The following is a 20732-nucleotide window of genomic DNA, read 5'->3' as shown; positions in this document are numbered from 1 at the left end:
TCAGTCGCAGTCGCGGCAGATCGGCTGGCCGTTCTTCTCGCGCGCCAGCTGGCTGCGGTGGTGGACCAGGAAGCAGCTCATGCAGGTGAACTCGTCCGCCTGCTTGGGCAGCACGCGGACCGCCAGCTCCTCGTTGGAAAGGTCTGCACCCGGGAGCTCCATGCCCTCGGCGGCGTCGAAGTCGTCCATCTCGATGGCCGAGCTGGACTTGTCGCTGCGCCGAGCCTTCAGCTCTTCGATGCTGTCGTTGTCGACGTCGTCGTCGGTCTTGCGTGGGGTGTCGTAGTCCGTTGCCATATTCGCTCTCCCCCTCTGGGTGGTTGCGGTGTCTCAGCGCACGTAACGCGCGAGAGGCCGGACTTGTGCCCGACCTGAGGCGGAGATTTTGCCTCACATCAAGGTCTGTTACTCAATCGACACCCAGCCGCCCCCCTGAAGAAGCGACGGGCGTGGATGTCGAGCCGGACCGTACACGGTCCCGGGGTCGCCCCGCATCGGTGCCACCCCGTGTATTTCCCGCCATTCGGGGGGTCGGAAACCCGGACTTTCCCGGGCTTTCCGACCCCCTGAGGGTCACTGAACGTACAGGACCCGGCACGGCACAATGTGATCGATCACACATAAATCGGCCACGGGCCGGAACCGGCGATTTCGCCCACGGCGAACAACGGCCCCTCCCTCAAATGGGGAGCGTGACACGCATCACCAGGCCACCGCCCTCCCGCGGCTCCGCATGGATCCGGCCACCGTGCGCCCGCGCCACCGAGCGCGCGATGGACAGGCCGAGGCCGACGCCCTTGTCGCTGCCCGTACGCTCGGTGCGCAGCCGCCGGAAGGGTTCGAAGAGGTTGTCGATCTCGTACGCGGGAACAACGGGACCCGTGTTCGACACCACGAGCACCGCCTGGCCGTGCTGCGCCTCGGTGGTCACCTCGACCCAGCCGCCCTCCGGGACGTTGTACCGGACGGCGTTCTGGACCAGGTTCAGGGCGATCCTCTCCAGCAGGACGCCGTTGCCCTGGACGACCGCCAGGGCGCGTTCGCCGCGGATCTCCACGCCCTTGGCGTCGGCCTCGGAGCGCGCCTGCTCGATGGCCCGGGAGGCCACCTCCGCCAGGTCCACGGGCTTGCGCTCGACGATCTGGTTCTCGCTGCGGGCGAGCAGCAGCAGGCCCTCCACGAGCTGCTCGCTGCGCTCGTTGGTGGCCAGCAGCGTCCTGCCCAGCTGCTGGAGCTCCACCGGGGCGCCGGGGTCCGACAGGTGGACCTCGAGCAGCGTCCGGTTGATGGCCAGCGGCGTGCGCAGCTCGTGGGAGGCGTTGCCGACGAACCGCTGCTGCGCCGTGAAGGCCCGCTCCAGCCGGTCGAGCATCTCGTCGAAGGTGTCGGCGAGCTCCTTGAGCTCGTCGTCCGGGCCGTCCAGCTCGATGCGCCGGCTCAGGTCCGAGCCGACCACCCGCCGGGCGGTCCGGGTGATCTTGCCGAGCGGGGAGAGCACGCGTCCGGCCATGGCGTAGCCGAAGGCGAAGGCGATGATGCTCAGGCCCAGCAGGGCCATCAGGGAGCGGCTCAGCAGGTCGTCCAGGACCCGCTTCTTCTGCTGGTCCATGCAGGCCGAGATGGCCTGGTTGAACTGGTCGATGGTCTGGTCGCCGCCCACGCCGGGGCAGGTCGCGCTGGTGACCTCGATCTTCTGACCGCCCACGATCTTGAACAGCGGGAAACTGCCCCCGTGCACGGCCTGGGCCGCGAGCAGGTAGATGATCGAGAGCAGCAGGATGCCGGCGATCAGGAACATCCCGCCGTACAGCAGGGTGAGCCGTATCCGGATCGTCGGCCGCAGCCAAGGGAAAGGACCCTCGGGCTGGCCGGGGTCCCACGTGGGTTTCGGAGGTGCCGCGGGTGGCGGCGGGGTCTGGGCCACCGCGGTCAGATCCGGTAGCCGGAGCCCGGCACGGTCACGATGACCGGCGGCTCGCCGAGTTTGCGGCGCAGGGTCATGACGGTGACGCGGACCACGTTGGTGAAGGGGTCCGTGTTCTCGTCCCAGGCCTTCTCCAGCAGCTGCTCGGCCGAGACGACCGTGCCCTCGCTGCGCATGAGGACCTCCAGCACCGCGAACTCCTTGGGCGCCAGCTGCACCTCGCGCCCGTCGCGGAACACCTCGCGGCGGTTGGGGTCGAGCTTGATCCCGGCCCGCTCCAGCACGGGCGGCAGGGCCACGGTCGTACGCCGGCCCAGGGCCCGCACGCGGGCGGTGAGCTCGCTGAAGGCGAAGGGCTTGGGCAGGTAGTCGTCCGCCCCGAGCTCCAGGCCCTCCACGCGGTCGCTGACGTCGCCGGAGGCGGTCAGCATCAGGACGCGCGTGGGCATGCCGAGCTCGACGATCTTGCGGCAGACGTCGTCGCCGTGCACGAGGGGGAGGTCCCGGTCGAGCACCACCACGTCGTAGTCGTTGACGCCGACGCGCTCCAGTGCGGCCGCGCCGTCGTACACGACGTCGACGGCCATGGCCTCCCGGCGCAGTCCGGTGGCCACCGCATCGGCGAGCAGCTGCTCGTCCTCGACGACGAGTACGCGCACGTCGATTTCCTTCCTCATGGGCCCGTACGGGCAGGGGTGTGTGCCCGTCCATCCTGCACTTTTCCCCGGTAAACCGGCTGTAAGACGCCAATCACGGGGGCCGGGGGCCCACGGAGCCGGGGATTCACCGGCCTTGCGAGGTTTCTGGGTTACGGGTGACGGGGAGGAGGGGGTCACACCCTCGATCACCCTCGACCGCGGAGACCCGCGTGTCCGGGTGGTCGGCGGCACCCACCCCCGGCACCCCCGTGCCACCGACCCCGACCCACGAAGAGGGGGCGCACCATGGACGCATTCACCGCAGGTCTTCTGCAGCGCATCAAGACCACGGAGTTCGACCTCACGCGGGCGCGCGAGACGGGCGACGAGTTCCTCGTCGAAGTCGAGCAGGCAGAGCTGGACGATCTGCATCGCCTCGCCGCCGAGCACGGTGTGGAGGTCACCGCCGCATAGGCGCGCCAAGCGCCGTCCGGGACGGCGCGACCGCACGTGTGAAGGGCCCCGGTGCCGCCCAGGCACCGGGGCCCTTCCGCGTCCGGGGCGGCGGACCCGCACGCCGCGGGCGGCCCCCCGACGGCGTCAGTCGTGCCAGGCGCCGGCTTCGTCGAGGAAGCGCTGGAGGGGCTCGAAGACGGCGGGCGTGGCGGCGACCGCCAGCTCGCCGGACGGCGGCGTCCCGGGCCGCCCGCCGGTGAGCGCGCCGGCCTCGCGCGCGATGAGGTCGCCGGCGGCGAGGTCCCAGGGGTTCAGCCCCCGCTCGTAGTAGCCGTCCAGCCGCCCGGCCGCCACGTCGCACAGGTCGATCGCCGCCGACCCGCTCCGCCGGACGTCCCGCACGAGGGGGATCAGCCGGCCGGCGACCTCGGCCTGGTGCGCGCGCACGGGCTGCACGTAGTTGAAGCCGGTGGCCACCAGTGCCTGCTCCAGCGGGGCCGGCTCCCGGCAGCGCAGCGGACCGCCGCCGGCCAGCCAGGCCCCGCCGCCCAGCACCGCGTGGTACGTCTCCCCGCGCATCGGCGCCGCGACCACCCCGACCACCGTCTCGTCGTGGTACTCGGCGGCGATCGAGACGGCCCAGGACGGCAGGCCGTAGAGGTAGTTCACGGTCCCGTCCAGCGGGTCGACCACCCACCGCACCCCGCTGGTGCCCTCGCTGCTGGCGCCCTCCTCGCCCAGGAAGCCGTCGTCGGGCCGGTGGGCGGCCAGGTAGTCGGTGATCAGCTTCTCGGCGGCGATGTCCATCTCGGTCACCACGTCGATGGGGCTGGACTTGACGGCGGCCACGCCGAGGTCGGCGGGCCGCCCGTCGCGCAGCAGCTCCCCGGCCCGCCTGGCGGCCTCCAGGGCGAACCCGAGCAGTTCGGTCTTCAGCGGGTCGGTCACGGCACTCCTCGGGCGCACGGGGCGGTCTCGGCGGGGCGGCCCCGGACGGGGGCCGACGGTTCGCGGGGCGGGCGGGTGAAGGGTGCGGGATCAGGCGTACGGGCTGTCCGCGCCCGCCGCCGCGGGCCGCGGGGCGCGCGCCGGGCAGCAGCCCACCGCGCACAGGTCGTGGCTCGCCCCCAGCATGCCCACCCAGCACCGCTCCACGGGCTCGCCGCGCTCGACCGCGGCCCGCTCCAGCACCAGCTCGCGCACCGCTGCGGCGAAGCGCGGGTCGGCCCCGACGGTCGCCGAGCGGGCGGCCGGCAGGCCCAGTTCGGCCGCCTTGGCCGTGGCCTCGGTGTCGAGGTCGTACATGACCTCCATGTGGTCGGAGACGAAACCGATGGGGACCATGACCACGGCCGGGGCGCCGGCTCCGTGCAGGCCCTCCAGGTGGTCGCAGATGTCCGGCTCCAGCCACGGGACGTGCGGGGCGCCGCTGCGCGACTGGTAGACCAGCTGCCACGGGTGCCGCGCGCCGGTGCGTACGGCGACCTCGTCGGCGATCACCGCCGCGACGTCCAGGTGCTGCTTGACGTACGCGCCGCCCGCGCCGCCCCGGGTGTGGTCCTCGACCGGGCCGGAGGTGTCGGCCGCGGCGGTCGGGATCGAGTGCGTGGTGAAGGCCAGGTGGGCGCCCTCGCGGACGTCCGCGGGCAGCGACTCCAGGGCGGCGACCACCCCGTCGGTCATCGGGTCGACGAAGCCGGGGTGGTTGAAGTAGTGCCGCAGCTTGTCCACCCGCGGCGGCTCCAGCCCCTCCTCGACCAGGGCGGCCAGGGCGTCGGCCAGGTTCTCGCGGTACTGGCGGCAGCCCGAGTACGAGGCGTACGCGCTGGTCGCGAGCACGGCGATGCGGCGGTGGCCGGCCACCGCCATCTCGCGCAGGGTGTCCGTCAGGTAGGGCGCCCAGTTGCGGTTGCCCCAGAAGACCGGCAGGTCCAGGCCGTGGTCGGCGAAGTCCTTGCGCAGGGCGTCGAGCAGGTGCCGGTTCTGCTCGTTGATGGGGCTGACGCCGCCGAAGCCGAAGTAGTGCTGCCCGACCTCTTTGAGGCGCTCGCGCGGGATGCCCCGGCCGCGGGTGACGTTCTCGAGGAACGGGACCACGTCGTCGGGGCCCTCGGGGCCGCCGAAGGACAGCAGCAGGAGGGCGTCGTAGGGGGCGGCGTCGGGGCGGGCCGCGGCGCCGGCATCGGGCTGAGCGAGCTGGTCTGGCATGTCCCGAATCCTGCCACCCGGGCCGGACGGCCGGTAACCGCGGCCGCGCGGGTCTCGGGTGCCGGACCGCCACCACTCGTAGGTTAGGTTTACCTAAGTCCGTACTGCGGATAACCCCCTGCGGCCAGGAGCTACCGCCCGTAACCTGTATCCGCCGCCTACGTCCCTTACGGAGGGCCCCCCTTGGCCAGTCCCTACCGCGCGATATTCGCCGCCCCCGGCACCCTGGCCTTCACGGTGTCGGGGTTCTTCGGCCGCCTGCCGCTCTCCATGCTGGGCATCGGCATCGTCACGATGATCTCGCAGCTCACCGGTCGCTACGGACTGGCCGGCGCGCTCACCGCGACCCTCGCGCTCTCCGCCGCCGTCCTCGGCCCCCAGGTGTCCCGCCTCGTCGACCAGTACGGCCAGCGGCGCGTGCTGCGTCCCGCCACCCTGGTCACCACCAGCGCCGTCACCGGCCTGCTGGTCTCGGCGCACCAGGGCGCCCCGGACTGGCTGCTGTTCGTCTTCTCCGCCGGCGCCGGCTGCGTGCCCAGCGTCGGCGCGATGGTCCGGTCCCGCTGGAGCGCGCTCTACCGGGACAGCCCGCGGGAGCTGCACACCGCGTACTCCTTCGAGTCCGTGATGGACGAGATCTGCTTCATCGTCGGGCCCATCGCCTCGATCGGCCTGTCCACCGTGTGGTTCCCCGAGGCGGGCCCGGTGATCGCGGTCGCCTCGCTGCTCGTCGGAGTGTTCTGGCTGACCGCCCAGCGGTCCACCGAGCCGGCCCCGCACCCGCGCGAGGCGGGCGCCGACCGGCGCACCGTGCTGCGCTCGCGCGGCCTGCAGGTCCTGGTGGGCACCTTCACCGCCACCGGTGCGATCTTCGGCTCGGTCGACGTCGTGACCGTCGCCTTCGCGGAGGAGCAGGGCAGGAAGGCCGCCGCCAGCATCGTCCTGGCGATCTGGGCGCTCGGGTCCTGTATCGCCGGACTGCTCTTCGGACTGCTGCACCTCAAGGGCCGGACAGAACCGCGCTGGGTACTGGGCATCTGTGCGATGGCCGTGAGTATGATCCCCCTCCTACTGGCCGGGAACCTTCCGTTTCTAGCCGTGGCGCTGTTCGTCGCGGGCCTCGCCATCGCTCCCACGATGGTCACCACGATGGCCCTGATCGAGAAGCACGTACCACCCGCAAGGCTCACCGAAGGCATGACCTGGACGGGAACCGGGCTTGCCGTGGGCGTCGCGCTGGGGTCCTCCGTGGCCGGCTGGGTGATCGACGCGGCCGGGGCGCGGAGCGGGTACGTGGTGTCGATCTCGGCGGGAGCCGCCGCGGCCGCGGTCGCGTTCGCGGGGTACCGCCGGCTGACCAGGCCGGCGCTAGGGGAGGGACCCGACGCGCATGCACAGCAGCAGCACGCAGCAGACGACGACCGGCGGCACGGCTCCCAGCCCGTGGCGTAACTGGGCCGGGAACGTCACGGCCCGGCCCGTCCGGGTCGAGGCCCCGCGCTCGGTCGCGGAGCTCCAGGAGGCGGTGCGCCGGGCCGCCGCCGACGGCCTGAAGGTCAAGGCGGTCGGCACCGGCCACTCCTTCACCTCCGCGGCCGCCACCGACGGCGTCCTGGTGCGGCCGCAGGCCCTGTCCGGCATCCGCGGGATCGACCGCGACGCCGGCACCGTCACGGTCTGGGCCGGCACCGCCCTCAAGGACCTCAACGCCGCGCTCGCCCGCGAGGGCCTGTCGCTCACGAACATGGGCGACATCATGGAGCAGACCGTCTCGGGCGCCACCAGCACCGGCACCCACGGCACCGGCCGCGAGTCGGGCTCCATCGCCGCGCAGATCCCCGGCATGGAGCTGGTGCTGGCCGACGGCACGCTGCTGAGCTGCTCCGAGAAGGAGAACCCGGACGTCTTCGCGGCCGCCCGGATCGGCCTCGGCGCGCTCGGGGTCGTCACCTCCCTCACGTTCGCGGTCGAGCCGGTCTTCCTGCTCACCGCCCGCGAGGAGCCCATGCCCTTCGACCGGGTGACGGCGGAGTTCGAGCAGCACTGGGCGGAGAACGAGCACTTCGAGTTCTACTGGTTCCCGCACACGGGCAACTGCAACACCAAGCGCAACAACCGCAGCGCCGGACCCGCCGCCCCCAACGGCGCGGTCAGCGGCTGGATAGAGGACGAGCTCCTCTCCAACGGCGTCTTCCAGGCGGCCTGTTCGCTCGGCCGTGCGTTCCCGGCGACCATCCCGGGGATCGCCCGGGTCGCCAGCCGTGCGCTGTCGGCGCGTACGTACACGGACATCCCGTACAAGGTCTTCACCAGCCCGCGCCGGGTCCGCTTCGTGGAGATGGAGTACGCCCTCCCGCGCACCGCCGTGGTCGACGCGCTGCGGGAGCTGAAGGCGATGGTGGACCGCTCGGACCTGCGCGTCAGCTTCCCCGTGGAGGTGCGCACCGCCCCGGCCGACGACATCGCGCTGTCCACCGCCTCCGGGCGGGACTCGGCGTACATCGCGGTGCACATGTACAAGGGCACGCCCTACCAGGCCTACTTCACGGCCGCCGAGCGGATCTTCACGGCGCACGGGGGCCGCCCGCACTGGGGCAAGGTGCACACCCGCGACGCCGCGTACTTCGCCGGGGTCTACCCCCGCTTCGGCGAGTTCACGGCGCTGCGGGACCGGCTGGATCCGGACCGGCTGTTCGCGAACGACTACCTGCGCCGGGTGCTGGGGGACTGACCGCGTCGCCCGCGGACCGCTCCGCCCCGCCGTCCGGTTCCGCGGCGGGCCCGGCCCGGTCCGCGGCGGCCCGGTCCGGTCCGCGGCGCACCCGGTGCATGGTGCGCGAACTGTGCGCCACTCGGGTGACGCTCAGCTGCGGGCGCCCGCGGCCGTCCCCCGAACGGCCCTACCCGCCCGCCGCGGCCGCAGCGGGCTCCGCCCGCGCGTCCGTCCCGTCCCCCGCGCCCGCCGTCCGGCCCGCCCCCGGCCTCTGCCGTGTCACCTCCTGTCACGCGCCACCGCGCTTGCAGCAGTTACTGACATATGGGCGAAACGGATAGTTCCACTTTGGGGGACGGCGTGAAGCAAGACACCTCAAAACGACCGGAGGTCAGGCGGGAGTAAGGAATCCCCCGCCCCAACTCCCCGCCCCCGCGACAAGTTCGGCGGCGCGGCGGTCCACCGGGGTGGCCCGAATGGAGTACTGTGGCGAGCCCTGGGGCCGTGCTTCCTTTCGGATGACCGGACCCGGGAGAGGGGGCCGGTTACTCGAAGGAAGCGGCGCTCGAAACCGGCGGCGCCGCGGCATCGCACGGATCCTGCTGCGCAGAGTGACCACTCCGTCACTATGAGTGGCGAACAGGTAACCGTGCCATAACGGCGATCAAGGGCGCATGCCCGACACGCCGGTTTAACTCGGCAAGGTTGTGGCAGGCTGCACCCGGGCAGGCCACACTCGACTAGCGGAAGCAGCGACGCACGTGACGTCGGCAGGCACCACCCGGGAGGTCCCCATGCCCGAACTGCGTGTCGTGGCCGTCTCGAATGACGGCACACGACTGGTGCTCAAGGCTGCGGACGGCACGGAGTTCACCCTTCCGATCGACGAGCGGTTGCGCGCGGCCGTACGCAACGACCGGGCCCGGCTCGGTCAGATCGAGATCGAGGTGGAGAGCCACCTCCGCCCCCGCGACATCCAGGCGCGGATACGTGCCGGTGCCTCCGCGGAGGAGGTCGCGCAGCTCGCCGGCATCCCCGTCGACCGGGTGCGCCGCTTCGAGGGCCCGGTGCTCGCCGAGCGCGCCTTCATGGCGGAACGCGCGCGCAAGACCCCCGTGCGCCGGCCCGGCGAGAGCACCGGCCCGCAGCTGGGCGAGGCCGTCCAGGAGCGGCTGCTGCTGCGCGGCGTGGAGAAGGACTCCGTGCAGTGGGACTCGTGGCGCCGCGACGACGGCACCTGGGAGGTCCTGCTGGTCTACCGGGTGGCGGGCGAGCCGCACTCGGCGAGCTGGACGTACGACCCGCCGCGGCGGCTCGTCCAGGCCGTCGACGACGAGGCCCGCTCTCTGATCGGCGAGGCGGACGACCTGCCGGCGCCGGAGCCGAGCTTCCCGTTCGTGCCGCGGATCGCCCGGCTCCCCCGGGACCGGCCGCTGGACCGCGCCCTGGACCGGCAGATGCCGGCCGTGGCGCCGGCGCCCGAGCCGGAGGAGGAGCGGGACTCGCTGACCAGCCTGCTGGAGGCGGTGCCGAGCTTCCGGGGCGACCTCGTGGTGCCCGAGCGCACCCCGGCGGCGGCCGCGGAGACCGAGGCCGAGGAAACAGAGGAGACCGCCGCGCCGGCGGCTTCGGCCGGTGCCGGCGCCGCGTACGCGGACGTCCTGATGCCGCGTACCGTCGCGGGTCACCGCGAGCGGCTCACGGGCACGACGGACCGTCAGGCGGAGGCGGACGGTGTCCGCCCGGGCCGCCGGGCCGCGGTGCCGAGCTGGGACGAGATCGTCTTCGGCACGCGCCGCAAGAGCAAGGAGTAACGGGTCCGGGGGCTCGCCCCCGGACCCGTGCCGCGGAGGCCGCCGCGGGCCGGACCGTGTCCGACCCGCGGCGGCCTCCGCCGGACACACCCCTAACCCGCCTCGGGGCCGGTGGCGACGGGGCGGGTCGGGTCGTTGGACCACTCCGACCACGAGCCGGCGTACAGCGCGGCCGGAATGCCGGCCACCGCGAGCGCCAGTACCTCGTGGGCACCGGAGACACCGGACCCGCAGTACACGCCCACCGGCGCCGACCCGTCCGCGCCGAGGGCGCGGAACCGCTCGGCCAGCTCCGCCGCGGGACGGAAGGTCCCGTCCGCCGCCACGTTCTCCGTGGTCGGGGCGGACAGCGCGCCCGGGACGTGCCCGCCGACCGGGTCGATCGGCTCGACCTCGCCCCGGTACCGCTCCCCCGCGCGTGCGTCGAGCAGGACCCCGTCCCGGGCCAGTGCGGCCGCCCCGTCGGCGTCGAGCAGCCCCATGGCGCCCGGGTTTGGCTTGAAATCACCCTCCGCGGGGGACGGTACGTCCGCCGTGACGCGCCCGCCCGCCGCGAGCCAGGCGGCCAGCCCGCCGTCCAGGACGCGGACGTCCTCGTGACCCGTCCAGCGCAGCAGCCACCAGAGTCGTGCGGCGGCCCAGCCCAGGCCCCCGTCGTAGGCGACCACCGGCGTTCCGGCGCCGACCCCGGCCCGGCGCAGCACGGCGCCGAAGGCCTCCGGGTCGGGCAGCGGGTGGCGTCCTCCGGCGCCGGGCGGCCCGGCCAGCTCGCGGTCCAGGTCGACGTACACGGCACCGGGCAGGTGCCCGGCCTCGTACTCCGGCCGCTGGTCGGGGCCGCCCAGCTGCCAGCGGACGTCCAGGAGGACCGGCGGTCGCGGGCCGGCCAGCTCGGCGGTGAGCTCGGATACGGAAACGATCGGGTTCATGGGGGCCATCCTCCTCCACCTCCCGCCACCGGCGGGGGCGGGTCGTCAAGCTCCGTCCCGGCGGTGGCGCACCGATCCGGCCAACCCTCCCCCCGGGGCGGGAAAGGCGGCGCGGCCGGGGCGCGCCCGGGGCCTTCCGGTGCCACCATCGGTCCATGACGGAGCAGGCCACGCGACGCACGCCCGGCACCCCGTGCTGGGTCAGCCTGATGGTGCACGGCCTCGCCGCCACCAAGCAGTTCTACGGCGGGCTGTTCGGCTGGGAGTACGTGCCCGGCCCGGGACAGCTCGGCCCGTACGTACGGGCGCGCCTCGACGGCCGGGAGGTGGCGGGCATCGGGCAGCTCCCGCCGGACCGCCACCTGCCCACGGCCTGGACGACGTACCTCGCCACCGACGACGCGGACAGCACCGCGGAGCTGATCCGCAGCTGCGGCGGCACGGTGGCGGTGGGGCCGCTGGACGCGGACGACGCGGGCCGGGTGGCCATCTGCTCGGACCCCCTGGGTGCGGTGTTCGGGATCTGGCAGGCGGCCGCGCACATCGGGACCCGGCTGACCGGGGTCCCCGGCACCCCGGTGTGGAACGAGCTGATCACCCGGGAGACCTCGACGGTCTCGAAGTTCTACCAGGTCGTCTTCGGGCACGCGGCGCAGGCGGTGGTCTCGGCGGACTTCGACTACCTCACCCTGTACGCCGCCGGGCAGCCGGTGTGCGGGCTGCACGGGGTCGGGGGCGCGCTGCCGCACGACCGGGGCGCGCACTGGATGACGTACTTCGAGGTCGAGGATCCGGACGAGGCTGCCGCGTGCGCGGCCGAGTTGGGCGGCCACGTGGTGCGTTCCGCCCACGAGGGCGCGGGCGGCCGCCTCGCCACCCTCGCCGACCCGGAGGGGGCGGTCTTCACGGTCATCCGCTCGGACCTGTAGCCCCTTGTTACGCGCCCGCCGGTCCCGCGGCGAGCAGGCGCGTCATGAAGGCGCTGCGGGGGTCTTCCCGGTAGTCCGCGAACGGTTCGCAGTACTCGAACCCGAACTTCTCGTAGAGCGCCCGCGCGGGGGCGAAGAAGTCGGCGGCGCCGGTCTCCAGGCTGAGCCGGGTCAGTCCCCGTGCGCGGGCCTCGGAGATGATGTGGCCGAGCAGCCCGGACGCGATGCCGCGGCGCGTGAGCGCCGGATCGGTGCGCATGGACTTGATCTCGGCATGGCCGCCGTCCAGCAGCTTGATCGCGCCGCAGCCCACCACGCGGCCCTCGTCGGTGGCCGACCAGAAGGTGACCTCGGGGCGGCGCAGCCCGTCGAGGTCGAGGGCGTGCTTGCTCTCCAGCGGGGTGATCTCCCGCATCTGACGGACGTGTGCGGCGAGGAAGGCGGCGATCTCCGGGCCGGAGAGGTCGTCCACTGCGATCTTCATCCCTGTCACCTTTCGTGGGCGGTCCGGTCGTGGGGCAGGCCGGTCGGGCATGCGGCCCGCCGGCGGGAGGCGGCCCGGACGGTCACCATGATGCAGTAGTCCACCGGCCGCCCCGCCCACGAGGTGGGACCGGGTCCCGCGCGCCCGACGGACCCACCGCCACCTGCGAGTTGGCTCGATTGGATCTCTGTCCCCCTGCTGGTGTAGAACCGTCGTCGATCAATCATGATCACGACAATCCACGCACGGGGGAAGAATCCACATGCACTCCACTCGGAACGTCATGGGCGCCATCGCGCTCATCGCCGCCCTCAGCGGCGCCCTCAGCGCCTGCGGTCCGGTGGCGGACGAGGGCGCGGACGGCGCGCCCACCGCGGACGCCACGGCTTCGCCCGACACCGGCGCACCCGCCGACCCGTCGGCGAAGCCGACGGACGGGGGCGGGACGGACGGGGGCGAGTACGACTGCGGCAAGCCGCCGACGCTCCCGCCGGGCGTCAAGATGATCGAGGTCGGGCTGCACCGCGACGCGAGCCAGATCGAGGCCTTCGAGGCCAAGCCGAAGTGCACGCCGAACGACTACATCTACCACGGCGAGGGCCAGCCCAAGGGCTACGTGCTCCCCGCCGACGTCAAGGGCGAACTGGCCCTGGGCCCGGGCCAGCACAAGAAGGTGGGCCGGGACGAACTGTCGAAGCACATCGACGGCTGCCTGCGCGAGGACTACAACGTCGTGAAGCAGCCCTTCGCCTGCTACGGCAACGTCTACGAGATCACTCTCAACGCCAAGGGCGAGATCGCCACGATGAGCGAGCGCTGGTCGGTCTGATCCGCACCGGTCGCCACCGGTCCGCACGGACCGGTGGCGGTCCCGGGCCCCACCGGTACCGGGGGCGCGGGACGCCGTCCACGGACGGCGCCGTCCCTCAGCTCCGGGTGACGGGGAGGACGTCCGGGGAGAGGGCCGCGGCGTGGGCGGCGGCGCTGGTCATGTGGCGGCGGTGGTGGCGGCGGCACAGGACCTCGTAACCGACCTCCGCGGCGGCCTGGTTCACGTCGCCGACGACGACCTGCTCGCCCTCGACCACCATCTCGCCGTTCACCGTGCGGGCGTTGTGGGTGGCGCGGGCGCCGCACCAGCACAGGGCCTCGACCTGGAGCTGCTCGATGCGGTCCGCCAGCTCGATCAGGCGCTGCGAGCCGGGGAACAGCTTGGTGCGGAAGTCCGTGGTGATGCCGAAGGCGAAGACGTCCATGTCCAGGTCGTCCACGATCCGGGCGAGCTGGTCGATCTGCTCGGGGGTCAGGAACTGCGCCTCGTCGACGATGACGTAGTCCGCCTTGCCGCCGGACGACAGCTCGCCCACCAGGTAGGCGTACAGGTCCATCGCGTCGACGACCTCGACCGCGTCCGTGACCAGGCCCAGGCGGGAGGACAGCTTGCCCTCGCCGGCCCGGTCCTGGCGGGTGAAGATCACGCCGACCAGGCCGCGGGCCGAGCGGTTGTGCGTGATCTGGAGCGCCAGGGTGCTCTTCCCGCAGTCCATGGTTCCGGAGAAAAAGACCAGTTCGGACATGGGGAAGTACGGACCTCTCAGGTCGGGGTGCGGGGCGCGGGTACGGGGGTCAGGAGCGGACTTCGAGCAGCGGGACGAGCTGCTCGGCAGGGGTCATGGAGCCGTGCATGCCGGTCAGGGCCGACTCGTTGACCTCGGTGCGGGACGCGATGATCGCGACGTCGTCGCGGGCCGCGGCGATCACGTCGCCGATCCGCCCGAGCACCCGCTCGTCGCACTCCCCCGGCCGTCCGAACCAGCCCAGGGACAGCGCCTCCTCGCGGCCCGCCACCCAGAAGCGGTCGCCCAGCACCTCGCGCCACACCGTGAGCACGTCGGCCTCGGCGCCCGGTACGGCGTACACGTGCCGGGCCCGGCCCTCGCCGCCCAGCAGGGCGACCCCGGCGCTCAGCTCCCAGTCCTCGTCGAAGTCGTAGCGCGACTCCTCGTCGAACGGGACGTCCACCATGCCGTGGTCCGCCGTGACGTACAGCGCCGAGCGCGGCGGCAGTTGCTCCGCGAGGCGCTGCACCAGCCGGTCGACGTACATGAGCTGGCCGCGCCACGCGTCCGAGGCGACGCCCTGCCGGTGGCCGGCGCCGTCGAGCTCGCTGTAGTACGTGTACACCAGGGAGCGGTCGGCGGACCCGAGCAGCTGCGCCGAGAGGTCCATCCGCTCCTCGCCGGTCATCCGGCCGTGGAACGTGCCGCCGCTCAGTGCGATCTTGGTGAGCGGGGTCTGTGCGAAGTCCGGGGAGGAGACCTGGGCGGCGGCCACCCCGGCCTCGTGCGCGAGCTGGAAGACCGTCGGGTACGGCTGCCAGACGTGCGGCGGCGTCCAGGGTCGCCAGCGCAGCTGGTTCATCAGGTCGCCGGTCTCCGGGTTGCGCGCGGCGTAACCGGGCAGACCGTGCCGGGCCGGCGGCAGGCCGGTGCCCACCGAGGCCAGCGAGGTCGCGGTGGTGGCGGGGAAGCCGGCGGTCAGCGGGCGGCCGGTGCCGCCCCGCGAGCTGCCGAGCAGGGAGGTCAGGTAGGGGGCCTCGTCCGGGTGGGCCTTGATCTGCTCCCAGCCGAGCCCGTCTATCAGGAAGACGCAGACCCGGTCGGCCGGGACCAGCTCGCCGATGGCGGCGCTCATCCCGGGTACGCCGAGGCCCGCCGCCAGCGTGGGCAGCAGGTCGGCCAGGGAGCCGGAGCCGTACTGCGGCACCGGGGCGCCGGAGAGGTCGAGGAGGACCGGCTCGGGCTCCTGCCAGGCGGAGTGGACCATCAGCGGGCGCCGGCCGCGTGGGCGGCGATGGCCTCGGACAGGGCCTGGGCGAAGTCGAGGGTCTGGCGCACGGCCTCGGGGCCGTCGCCGGCCTCGCTGACACGCAGGCTCAGGTCGTCGGCGGTGGAGTTGCCGGTGTAGCCGTGGTCGGAGTCGCAGTTCGGGTCGCCGCAGGCGGCCGGCTCCAGGTCGATGCGGGAGACCGCGCCCCAGCCGATGGTCAGGACGACCTCGCGGGGCAGGGTGCCCGGGGTGTACGACTCGGGGTTGGCCACCACGCGGCTGACGACCACGGACGAGATCGCGCTGATCTTGACCGACTCGGTCGAGGTGGTCGCGTACGGGGACGGGGATCCGGAGTCGGCGGCCTGCTCGTCGGTGTGGCTGACGATGAAGCGGTTGCCGGTCAGGACCAGCACGGTGACGTGGCGGCGCACCTCGTTGGAGTCGAAGGTGGTCTCCTGGTGGACCAGGTACGACGAGATCGGCTCGCCGCCCACCGCGGCCTCCACGGCCTCGGCCACGAGGGCCGGGTAGTAGCCGCTGCGCTCGATCGCCGCGCGCAGCCCCTGGGTCGTCGTACCGCTTTTCGCCATGGGGTCCATCCTAAGGCCCGTGCGGGGCGCTCCCGCCGCGCCGTACGCGGTCCGCCCGCAGGTCGTGCGGTGCCCCGCCCCCGGCAGCCGGGCCGGGGTGCGCGCTCAGTAGCTGGGCAGGGTGCGCGGGCCGAGGTCGGTGCGGGCGGGCGGACGGGCGATGCGGACCTGGGCGCTGAGCACGGAGAGCCCCTCGGTGGCCACCACCACCGGCTCCAGTGAGACGCCCACCACTTCGGGGTGCTCGTCGACCAGCCGGGACAGCCGCAGCAGAAGCTCCTCCAGCGCGGGCGTGTCCACCGGGGCGCTGCCGCGCCAGCCGAACAGCAGCGGCGCGGTCCTGATGGAGCGGATCAGGGCCGCGGCGTCGCGGTCGGTCGCGGGGACCAGCCGGTGGGCGGTGTCGCCCAGCAGCTCGGAGGCCACTCCGGCCAGTCCGAAGGAGAGCACGGCGCCGGCGGCCGGGTCGATGACGGACCGGACGACGGTGTCGACCCCGCGCGGGACCATGGCCTGGACGACCGGGAGCAGCTCGGCGGGCTTGCCGAGCAGGTCGGTCAGTTCGCCGTACGCCCGGCGCAGTTCCTCCTCGGTCATGAGCTCGAGGCGTACGCCGCCCAGGTCGGCGCGGTGGCGCAGGTGGGGGGCGGTGGTCTTGAGGGCGACCGGGTAGCCGAGCCGGGCCGCGGCCCGCGCGGCGGCGTCGGCGGTGGGGGCGGGCAGGGTGGGCACGACCCGGATGCCGTAGCGGGCCAGGAGGGCGCGCGCGTCGTCGTCCGCGAGGGTGGTGCCGGCGGGGCCGGTGCCGGCCGTGTCGGCGAGGAGGGCCTCCAGCTGCGCGGCGGCCCCGGCGGTGTCGATGTCCTCGTACTCGGGCACCTGGCCGGCGTCGGCGGCGGCCCGGCGCCACCGGGCGTACCGCCAGGCCTCGGCGAGCGCCCGTACGGCCCGCTCGGCGGCGGGGTAGGCGGGGATCGCGCGCGGCGCGGCGGGGGCGCCCTCGCCCGCCGGGGGGTTTCCGGGGGAGGCGTGCGGGGCGGCCGCCGCGGGGCCGCCGGCGGGGACGTCGTGCGGGACGCCGTGCCGGACGCCGTCGCCGGGGCGTGCCGACGGGCCGGCGGACGGGCCTGCGGCGGGCCCGCCCGGGGCACCTTCAGCGGGCGGGCCCGGGGCGACGGGGGTGCCGGGGGCGTCGGAGTCGGGGGTGCCGGGGGCGTCGGCCTCGGCACCGTCCCGGTCGGCGGCGCCGCCCGCGGTGCCGTCCGCGGTGCCGTCCGCCGGGCCCGCCGGGGGCGTGCCCGGCGCCGTGCCGGTGGCCTTCGGTGGAAGGGCCTCGGCGAGGTCGCCGAGCTCCACGTGCACCACGGCCACCGGCTTGCCCGGGGCCGCCGCGGCAGCCGTGCGCAGCGCCAGGGCGAGTTCCTCGGCGAGGGTGGGCTCCCCCACCGCCGGGATCGCCGTCACGACCACGGCGTCGGTGTCGTGGTCGCGCAGCGCCCGCCGGAGCGCGTCCTCGAAGTCGCGCGGCGTCGCGGCGGTGGTGAGGTCGAGCGCCGGGTACGGGCGCAGCCCCTCGGCCAGGCAGGCGTCGTACGTGAGCAGCCCGAGGGACTCGGAGTTGCCGAGGATCGCCACCCGGGGCCCGGCGGGCAGCGGCTGTCCGGCGAGCAGCAGGCCCACGTCGACGAGTTCGGTGACGGTGCCGACGCGGATCACCCCGGCCTGCCGCAGCAGGTCCGCGACGGTGGCGTCGGGCAGGCGGGTGCCGGGCACGGCGTGCCCGGCTGGGGTCACGCCGCTGTGCCGGCCGCCCCGGGCGACGACGACGGGCTTGACGGCCGCGGTCCGGCGGGCCAGCCGCGTGAACTTCCGCGGGTTGCCCAGGGTTTCGAGGTAGAGCAGGGCCACGTCCGTGGCCGGGTCCTCGTACCAGTACTGCAGGATGTCGTTGCCGGACAGGTCCGCGCGGTTGCCCGCGGAGATGAACGAGGACACCCCGGCGCCGCGCCGCACCAGTCCCGCCAGCAGGGCGATGCCGATGGCGCCGGACTGTGCGAACAGCCCGATCCGGCCGGGTGCCGGGGAGTCGGGGGCCAGCGAGGCGTTGAGGTGGGTGCCGGGGGCGGTGTTGATGACGCCGAAGGCGTTCGGCCCGACCAGCCGCATCCCGTACGAGCGCACCTGCCGGACCAGCTCGCGCTGGCGCTCCAGTCCCTCGGGGCCGCTCTCCGCGTAGCCGGCCGACAGCACGACCAGGCCCTGCACGCCGTGCTCGCCGCAGTCCGCGACCACCTCGGGGACCCGCTCGGCCGGTACGGCCACCACGGCGAGGTCCACCGGGCCGCCGTGCTCGGCGGTGCGGGTGGGCCCGGCGGCCCGGGCGATCTCGGCCAGCGAGCGGTACGCGGGTACGCCCTCCAGCTCGGTGCCCGCGGCGTCCGGGTCCAGCGCGGCGTTGACGGCGTACAGGGCGCCGGTGAAGCCCGAGTCGCGCAGATTGCGCAGGGCGGTCCGGCCGACCCCGCCCGGGCGGCGGCTGACCCCGATGACGGCGACCGCGCTGGGCGCGAGCAGCCGCTGCACCGAGCGGGCCTCGGCGCGCTGCTCGCGGGCCCGCTGGACGGCGAGGGTCTGCGCGGTGGGTTCGAGGTCGAGGGTGAGGTGCACGGCGCCGTCCTCGAAGCTGCGCTTCTGCTGGTAGCCGGCGTCCGTGAACACCTTGATCATTTTGCTGTTGGCGGGCAGCACCTCGGCCCGGAAGCGCCGGATCCCGCGCTCGCGCGCGACCGCGCCGATGTGCTCGAGGAGCGTGGAGGCCACGCCTCGGCCCTGGTGGGCGTCCTGGACGAGGAAGGCGACCTCGGCCTCGTCGGCGGGGGCCGAGGCGGGGCGGCCGTCGGGGCCGGTGCGGTCGAAGCGGACGGTGCCGATGAAGTCGTCGCCGACGGTGGCGGCGAGGCCGACGCGGTCCACGTAGTCGTGGTGGGTGAAGCGGTGGACGTCGCGGTCGGAGAGCCGGGGGTAGGGGGCGAAGAAGCGATAGTACTTCGACTCGTCCGAGACCTGCTCGTAGAAGCTGACCAGGCGGCCGGCGTCCTCCGTGGTGATGGGCCGGATCCGCGCGGTGCCGCCGTCGCGCAGCACGACGTCCGCTTCCCAGTGGGCCGGGTAGGAGGCATCCGACGACGTCTGCATGGGCCCAGCGTAGTAGGGGCCGGCGCACGACTCGCCCCCCGCGCGGCGCATGAAGTAAACCGGTACGTACCGGGGCAAGCTTGGACGGGTCGAACGGCGGACGGTTCGGGGCCGAAGGTCGGTCGGAGAACTCCGGCGGTCGTGAGAGACTGGTCTAGACAACCCGCAGAACCTGAAGGGCATCACCATGGCAGAGCGCCGCGTCAACGTCGGTTGGGCCGAGGGCCTGCACGCTCGTCCCGCCTCGATCTTCGTCCGGGCGACCACCGCCTCGGGCATCCCGGTGACCATCTCCAAGGTCGACGGCACCCCCGTCAACGCCGGCTCCATGCTCGCCGTGCTGGGCCTGGGTGCGCGGGGCGGCGAGGAAATCGTCCTGGCCTCCGACGCCGAGGGCGCGGACGTCGCCCTGGACCGCCTGGCGAAGCTGGTCGCGGAGGGCCTGGAGGAGCTCCCCGAGACCGTCTGACGGCCGTCGGCGCCCACGCGCGACCGTCCGGCCGAGCAGGCGGCACCCGCAGTCGGACGGGCCCGAGCCGCGACTCCCCACGAGGGGGTCGCGGCTTTCGTCGTTCCGGAGGGCGGCATCCGGCGGCATCCACGGCGCAGCGGTGCGCCTGCCGCCCGCAGGAAGAGGCGCGGCGCCGTCGCGCCGCGCCTCTTCCTGCCGGCGCATTCCCCCGCGGGACCCACCGGGATATCCGGGTACGGAAATCCCGATGGGGCTCCGGATCGGATCGTCGATCCGGATTCCGGATTCCCGAGCAGGACCCCGGACGGCACCCCCGCGTCGGAATTCGCAAACGGCATCCGCCCGGATATCCGCGCCGGAATTCGTGGACCGGTATCCGTCCTTTGTATACGGCGCCCGTTAAATGCGACCGCCCGCTGTGTTTACGGCAGGTTGCGAACCCCTCACGCGCTCCGCGCCCGACGGCCGCCGCAGCCGGTGCGCGGCGGCGGCCCGCACCATGTGCGCGGTGCTCAGGGCCCGCGCCCGCTCGGCGTCCCCGCGCGCCACCGCGTCCACGATGGCCCCGTGCTCGGCCCACGACTCCGCGGGGCGGACCGGGGCCGTCACGTCGTACATCCACGCGATCTTGTGCCGCAGCTGGGTCAACTGGGCGACCAGGGCGACGCTGCCGGAGGCCTGGGCCAGCGTCTCGTGGAACCAGCCGCCCAGGGACCGCAGGTCCTCGCCCTCCCCGCGGCGGGCCCGCTCCTGGCCGAGCCGGACCAGGCCGCGCAGGACCTTCAGGTGCGCGTCGGTGCGGCGCTGGGCCGCCCGGGCGGCACCCAGCGGCTCCAGCAGGGCGCGCATCTCCAGCACGTCGGCGGCCTCCTGGTCGGTGGGCTCGGCGACGCACGCGCCGGCGTGCCGCCGGGTGACCACGAAGCCCTCGGACTCCAGGGTGCGCAGCGCCTCCCGGACGGGGACGCGGGAGACACCGTAGCGGCGGGCGAGGAGGTCCTCGGTGAGTCTGCCGCCGCGTTCGAAGACACCGCTGACGATGTCGTCGCGGATTGCGGTGCACACCGCGTGCGCGGGAATGCGCATGACCGGACCTCCGCTTTCATCTTCCCGATTCGTGTTCGGGGGCGCATGACGTAGAAGGGTGTTCTGCGACTCTATTGCAGAACACCGGAATTCCGGAGGGGAGCCGGGAAATCGGGGAACGTTTTTGCGCGGGCCCGGCGACTAGGACCAGGGGTGCGGCTGGGGCTGGGGCTTGGGGCTCGGGGCTGCGGCTGCGGCTGCGGCTGCGGCTGCGGCTGCGGCTGCGGCTGCGGCTGCGGCTGCGGCTGCGGCTGCGGCAAAAGCGTGGCTTCGCGGGGGCGCCCCGTGGTGTGTGGGTCCCCTCGCCTCTTGACCCGCCATGGCCTGCAGGCCTCCCCCAGCTACCGCTGGGAGGTGCCCCCAGCGGCAGGCCCACCCCTGGGGCAAGGGGGCTTCGCCCCTGGCCTGCGGCCACCCCAGGCCCGGGCCTGCCTCCGGACCAGCCTGCCATGACGCCTCAAG

The 20732-nt window shown here is 73.8% G+C and carries 19 protein-coding genes; 7 read left to right on the top strand and 12 right to left on the bottom strand.

The window, feature by feature from the left end:
- The 3 genes from IF43_RS0127255 to IF43_RS0127245 all read right to left on the bottom strand — a co-directional run bounded on the left by IF43_RS0127255 (position 1) and on the right by IF43_RS0127245 (position 2583).
- Positions 1-297 carry a DUF4193 domain-containing protein gene (locus IF43_RS0127255; protein ID WP_030206121.1) on the bottom strand — a complete coding sequence of 99 codons (297 nt, stop codon included), beginning with the start codon at positions 295-297 and terminating at the stop codon, positions 1-3.
- A 382-nt stretch (positions 298-679) separates the two neighbouring features.
- Positions 680-1924 (bottom strand): HAMP domain-containing sensor histidine kinase, encoded by a 1245-nt coding sequence (locus IF43_RS0127250; RefSeq protein ID WP_030206117.1) that lies wholly within the window; start codon positions 1922-1924, stop codon positions 680-682.
- A gap of 5 nt (positions 1925-1929) precedes the next feature.
- Positions 1930-2583, bottom strand: coding sequence for a response regulator transcription factor (locus IF43_RS0127245; RefSeq protein ID WP_030206113.1), 654 nt, complete (start codon positions 2581-2583; stop codon positions 1930-1932).
- Between the two features lie 285 nt (positions 2584-2868).
- On the opposite strand from IF43_RS0127245, the gene IF43_RS42225 reads away from it, so the two are divergent.
- Complete coding sequence (locus tag IF43_RS42225; protein WP_199922794.1) at positions 2869-3036, top strand: hypothetical protein; 168 nt, start codon at positions 2869-2871, stop codon at positions 3034-3036.
- A 126-nt stretch (positions 3037-3162) separates the two neighbouring features.
- Here IF43_RS42225 and IF43_RS0127235 read toward each other — a convergent pair whose 3' ends face one another.
- Together IF43_RS0127235 and IF43_RS0127230 are read right to left on the bottom strand one after the other, a co-directional pair.
- Entirely contained in the window at positions 3163-3966 is an 804-nt protein-coding gene (locus tag IF43_RS0127235) for an inositol monophosphatase family protein (protein WP_030206110.1), read from the bottom strand.
- Between the two features lie 90 nt (positions 3967-4056).
- Complete coding sequence (locus IF43_RS0127230) at positions 4057-5226, bottom strand: ferrochelatase (RefSeq protein ID WP_030206107.1); 1170 nt, start codon at positions 5224-5226, stop codon at positions 4057-4059.
- 183 nt (positions 5227-5409) lie between these two features.
- Between IF43_RS0127230 and IF43_RS0127225 the strand changes: the two genes are divergently transcribed.
- The 3 genes from IF43_RS0127225 (at position 5410) to sepH (ending at position 9753) form a co-directional block, all read left to right on the top strand.
- Positions 5410-6678, top strand: a complete 1269-nt coding sequence (locus IF43_RS0127225; protein WP_030206103.1) for an MFS transporter — start codon at positions 5410-5412, stop codon at positions 6676-6678.
- On the top strand, positions 6617-7957 hold the full coding sequence (locus IF43_RS0127220; RefSeq protein WP_030206100.1) for a D-arabinono-1,4-lactone oxidase: 1341 nt from the start codon (positions 6617-6619) through the stop codon (positions 7955-7957). The genes IF43_RS0127225 and IF43_RS0127220 overlap by 62 nt, the downstream gene beginning before the upstream one ends.
- A gap of 743 nt (positions 7958-8700) precedes the next feature.
- Positions 8701-9753, top strand: a complete 1053-nt coding sequence (gene sepH / locus IF43_RS0127215; RefSeq protein WP_078910491.1) for a septation protein SepH — start codon at positions 8701-8703, stop codon at positions 9751-9753.
- Between the two features lie 92 nt (positions 9754-9845).
- On the opposite strand, the gene IF43_RS0127210 is transcribed toward sepH, so the two are convergent.
- Positions 9846-10682 (bottom strand): sulfurtransferase, encoded by an 837-nt coding sequence (locus IF43_RS0127210; RefSeq protein ID WP_030206092.1) that lies wholly within the window; start codon positions 10680-10682, stop codon positions 9846-9848.
- A gap of 155 nt (positions 10683-10837) precedes the next feature.
- Here IF43_RS0127210 and IF43_RS0127205 point away from each other — a divergent pair, with 155 nt between their 5' ends.
- The gene (locus tag IF43_RS0127205) at positions 10838-11611 is read left to right on the top strand and encodes a VOC family protein (protein ID WP_030206088.1); all 774 of its coding nucleotides are present in this window, start codon (positions 10838-10840) and stop codon (positions 11609-11611) included.
- 7 nt (positions 11612-11618) lie between these two features.
- On the opposite strand, the gene IF43_RS0127200 is transcribed toward IF43_RS0127205, so the two are convergent.
- The gene (locus tag IF43_RS0127200; protein WP_030206084.1) at positions 11619-12095 is read right to left on the bottom strand and encodes a GNAT family N-acetyltransferase; all 477 of its coding nucleotides are present in this window, start codon (positions 12093-12095) and stop codon (positions 11619-11621) included.
- Positions 12096-12357: 262 nt separating this feature from the next.
- On the opposite strand from IF43_RS0127200, the gene IF43_RS0127195 reads away from it, so the two are divergent.
- Entirely contained in the window at positions 12358-12924 is a 567-nt protein-coding gene (locus IF43_RS0127195) for a hypothetical protein (RefSeq protein ID WP_158939512.1), read from the top strand.
- Between the two features lie 97 nt (positions 12925-13021).
- On the opposite strand, the gene IF43_RS0127190 is transcribed toward IF43_RS0127195, so the two are convergent.
- The 4 genes from IF43_RS0127190 to IF43_RS0127175 all read right to left on the bottom strand — a co-directional run bounded on the left by IF43_RS0127190 (position 13022) and on the right by IF43_RS0127175 (position 18712).
- A complete protein-coding gene (locus IF43_RS0127190; protein ID WP_030206078.1) occupies positions 13022-13672 on the bottom strand; it encodes a thymidine kinase in 651 nt (216 codons plus the stop codon).
- A 49-nt stretch (positions 13673-13721) separates the two neighbouring features.
- On the bottom strand, positions 13722-14921 hold the full coding sequence (locus IF43_RS0127185) for an alkaline phosphatase family protein (protein ID WP_030206077.1): 1200 nt from the start codon (positions 14919-14921) through the stop codon (positions 13722-13724).
- Positions 14921-15526: a DUF5998 family protein gene (locus IF43_RS0127180; protein ID WP_078910490.1), complete on the bottom strand. Its 606-nt coding sequence runs from the start codon at positions 15524-15526 to the stop codon at positions 14921-14923. The genes IF43_RS0127185 and IF43_RS0127180 overlap by 1 nt, the downstream gene beginning before the upstream one ends.
- Before the next feature lie 96 nt (positions 15527-15622).
- Entirely contained in the window at positions 15623-18712 is a 3090-nt protein-coding gene (locus IF43_RS0127175) for a bifunctional GNAT family N-acetyltransferase/acetate--CoA ligase family protein (protein ID WP_030206075.1), read from the bottom strand.
- A gap of 187 nt (positions 18713-18899) precedes the next feature.
- Here IF43_RS0127175 and IF43_RS0127170 point away from each other — a divergent pair, with 187 nt between their 5' ends.
- Positions 18900-19181, top strand: coding sequence for an HPr family phosphocarrier protein (locus tag IF43_RS0127170; protein ID WP_030206074.1), 282 nt, complete (start codon positions 18900-18902; stop codon positions 19179-19181).
- Positions 19182-19583: 402 nt separating this feature from the next.
- On the opposite strand, the gene IF43_RS0127165 is transcribed toward IF43_RS0127170, so the two are convergent.
- A complete protein-coding gene (locus tag IF43_RS0127165; protein ID WP_030206070.1) occupies positions 19584-20270 on the bottom strand; it encodes a GntR family transcriptional regulator in 687 nt (228 codons plus the stop codon).
- Positions 20271-20732 lie beyond the last annotated feature (462 nt).

The organism is Streptomyces sp. NRRL S-87, assembly GCF_000719335.1.
Classification (GTDB): domain Bacteria; phylum Actinomycetota; class Actinomycetes; order Streptomycetales; family Streptomycetaceae; genus Streptomyces.
The sequence above is the reverse complement of the archived record's forward strand: the minus strand, read 5'-3'. Positions and strand labels throughout refer to the sequence as shown.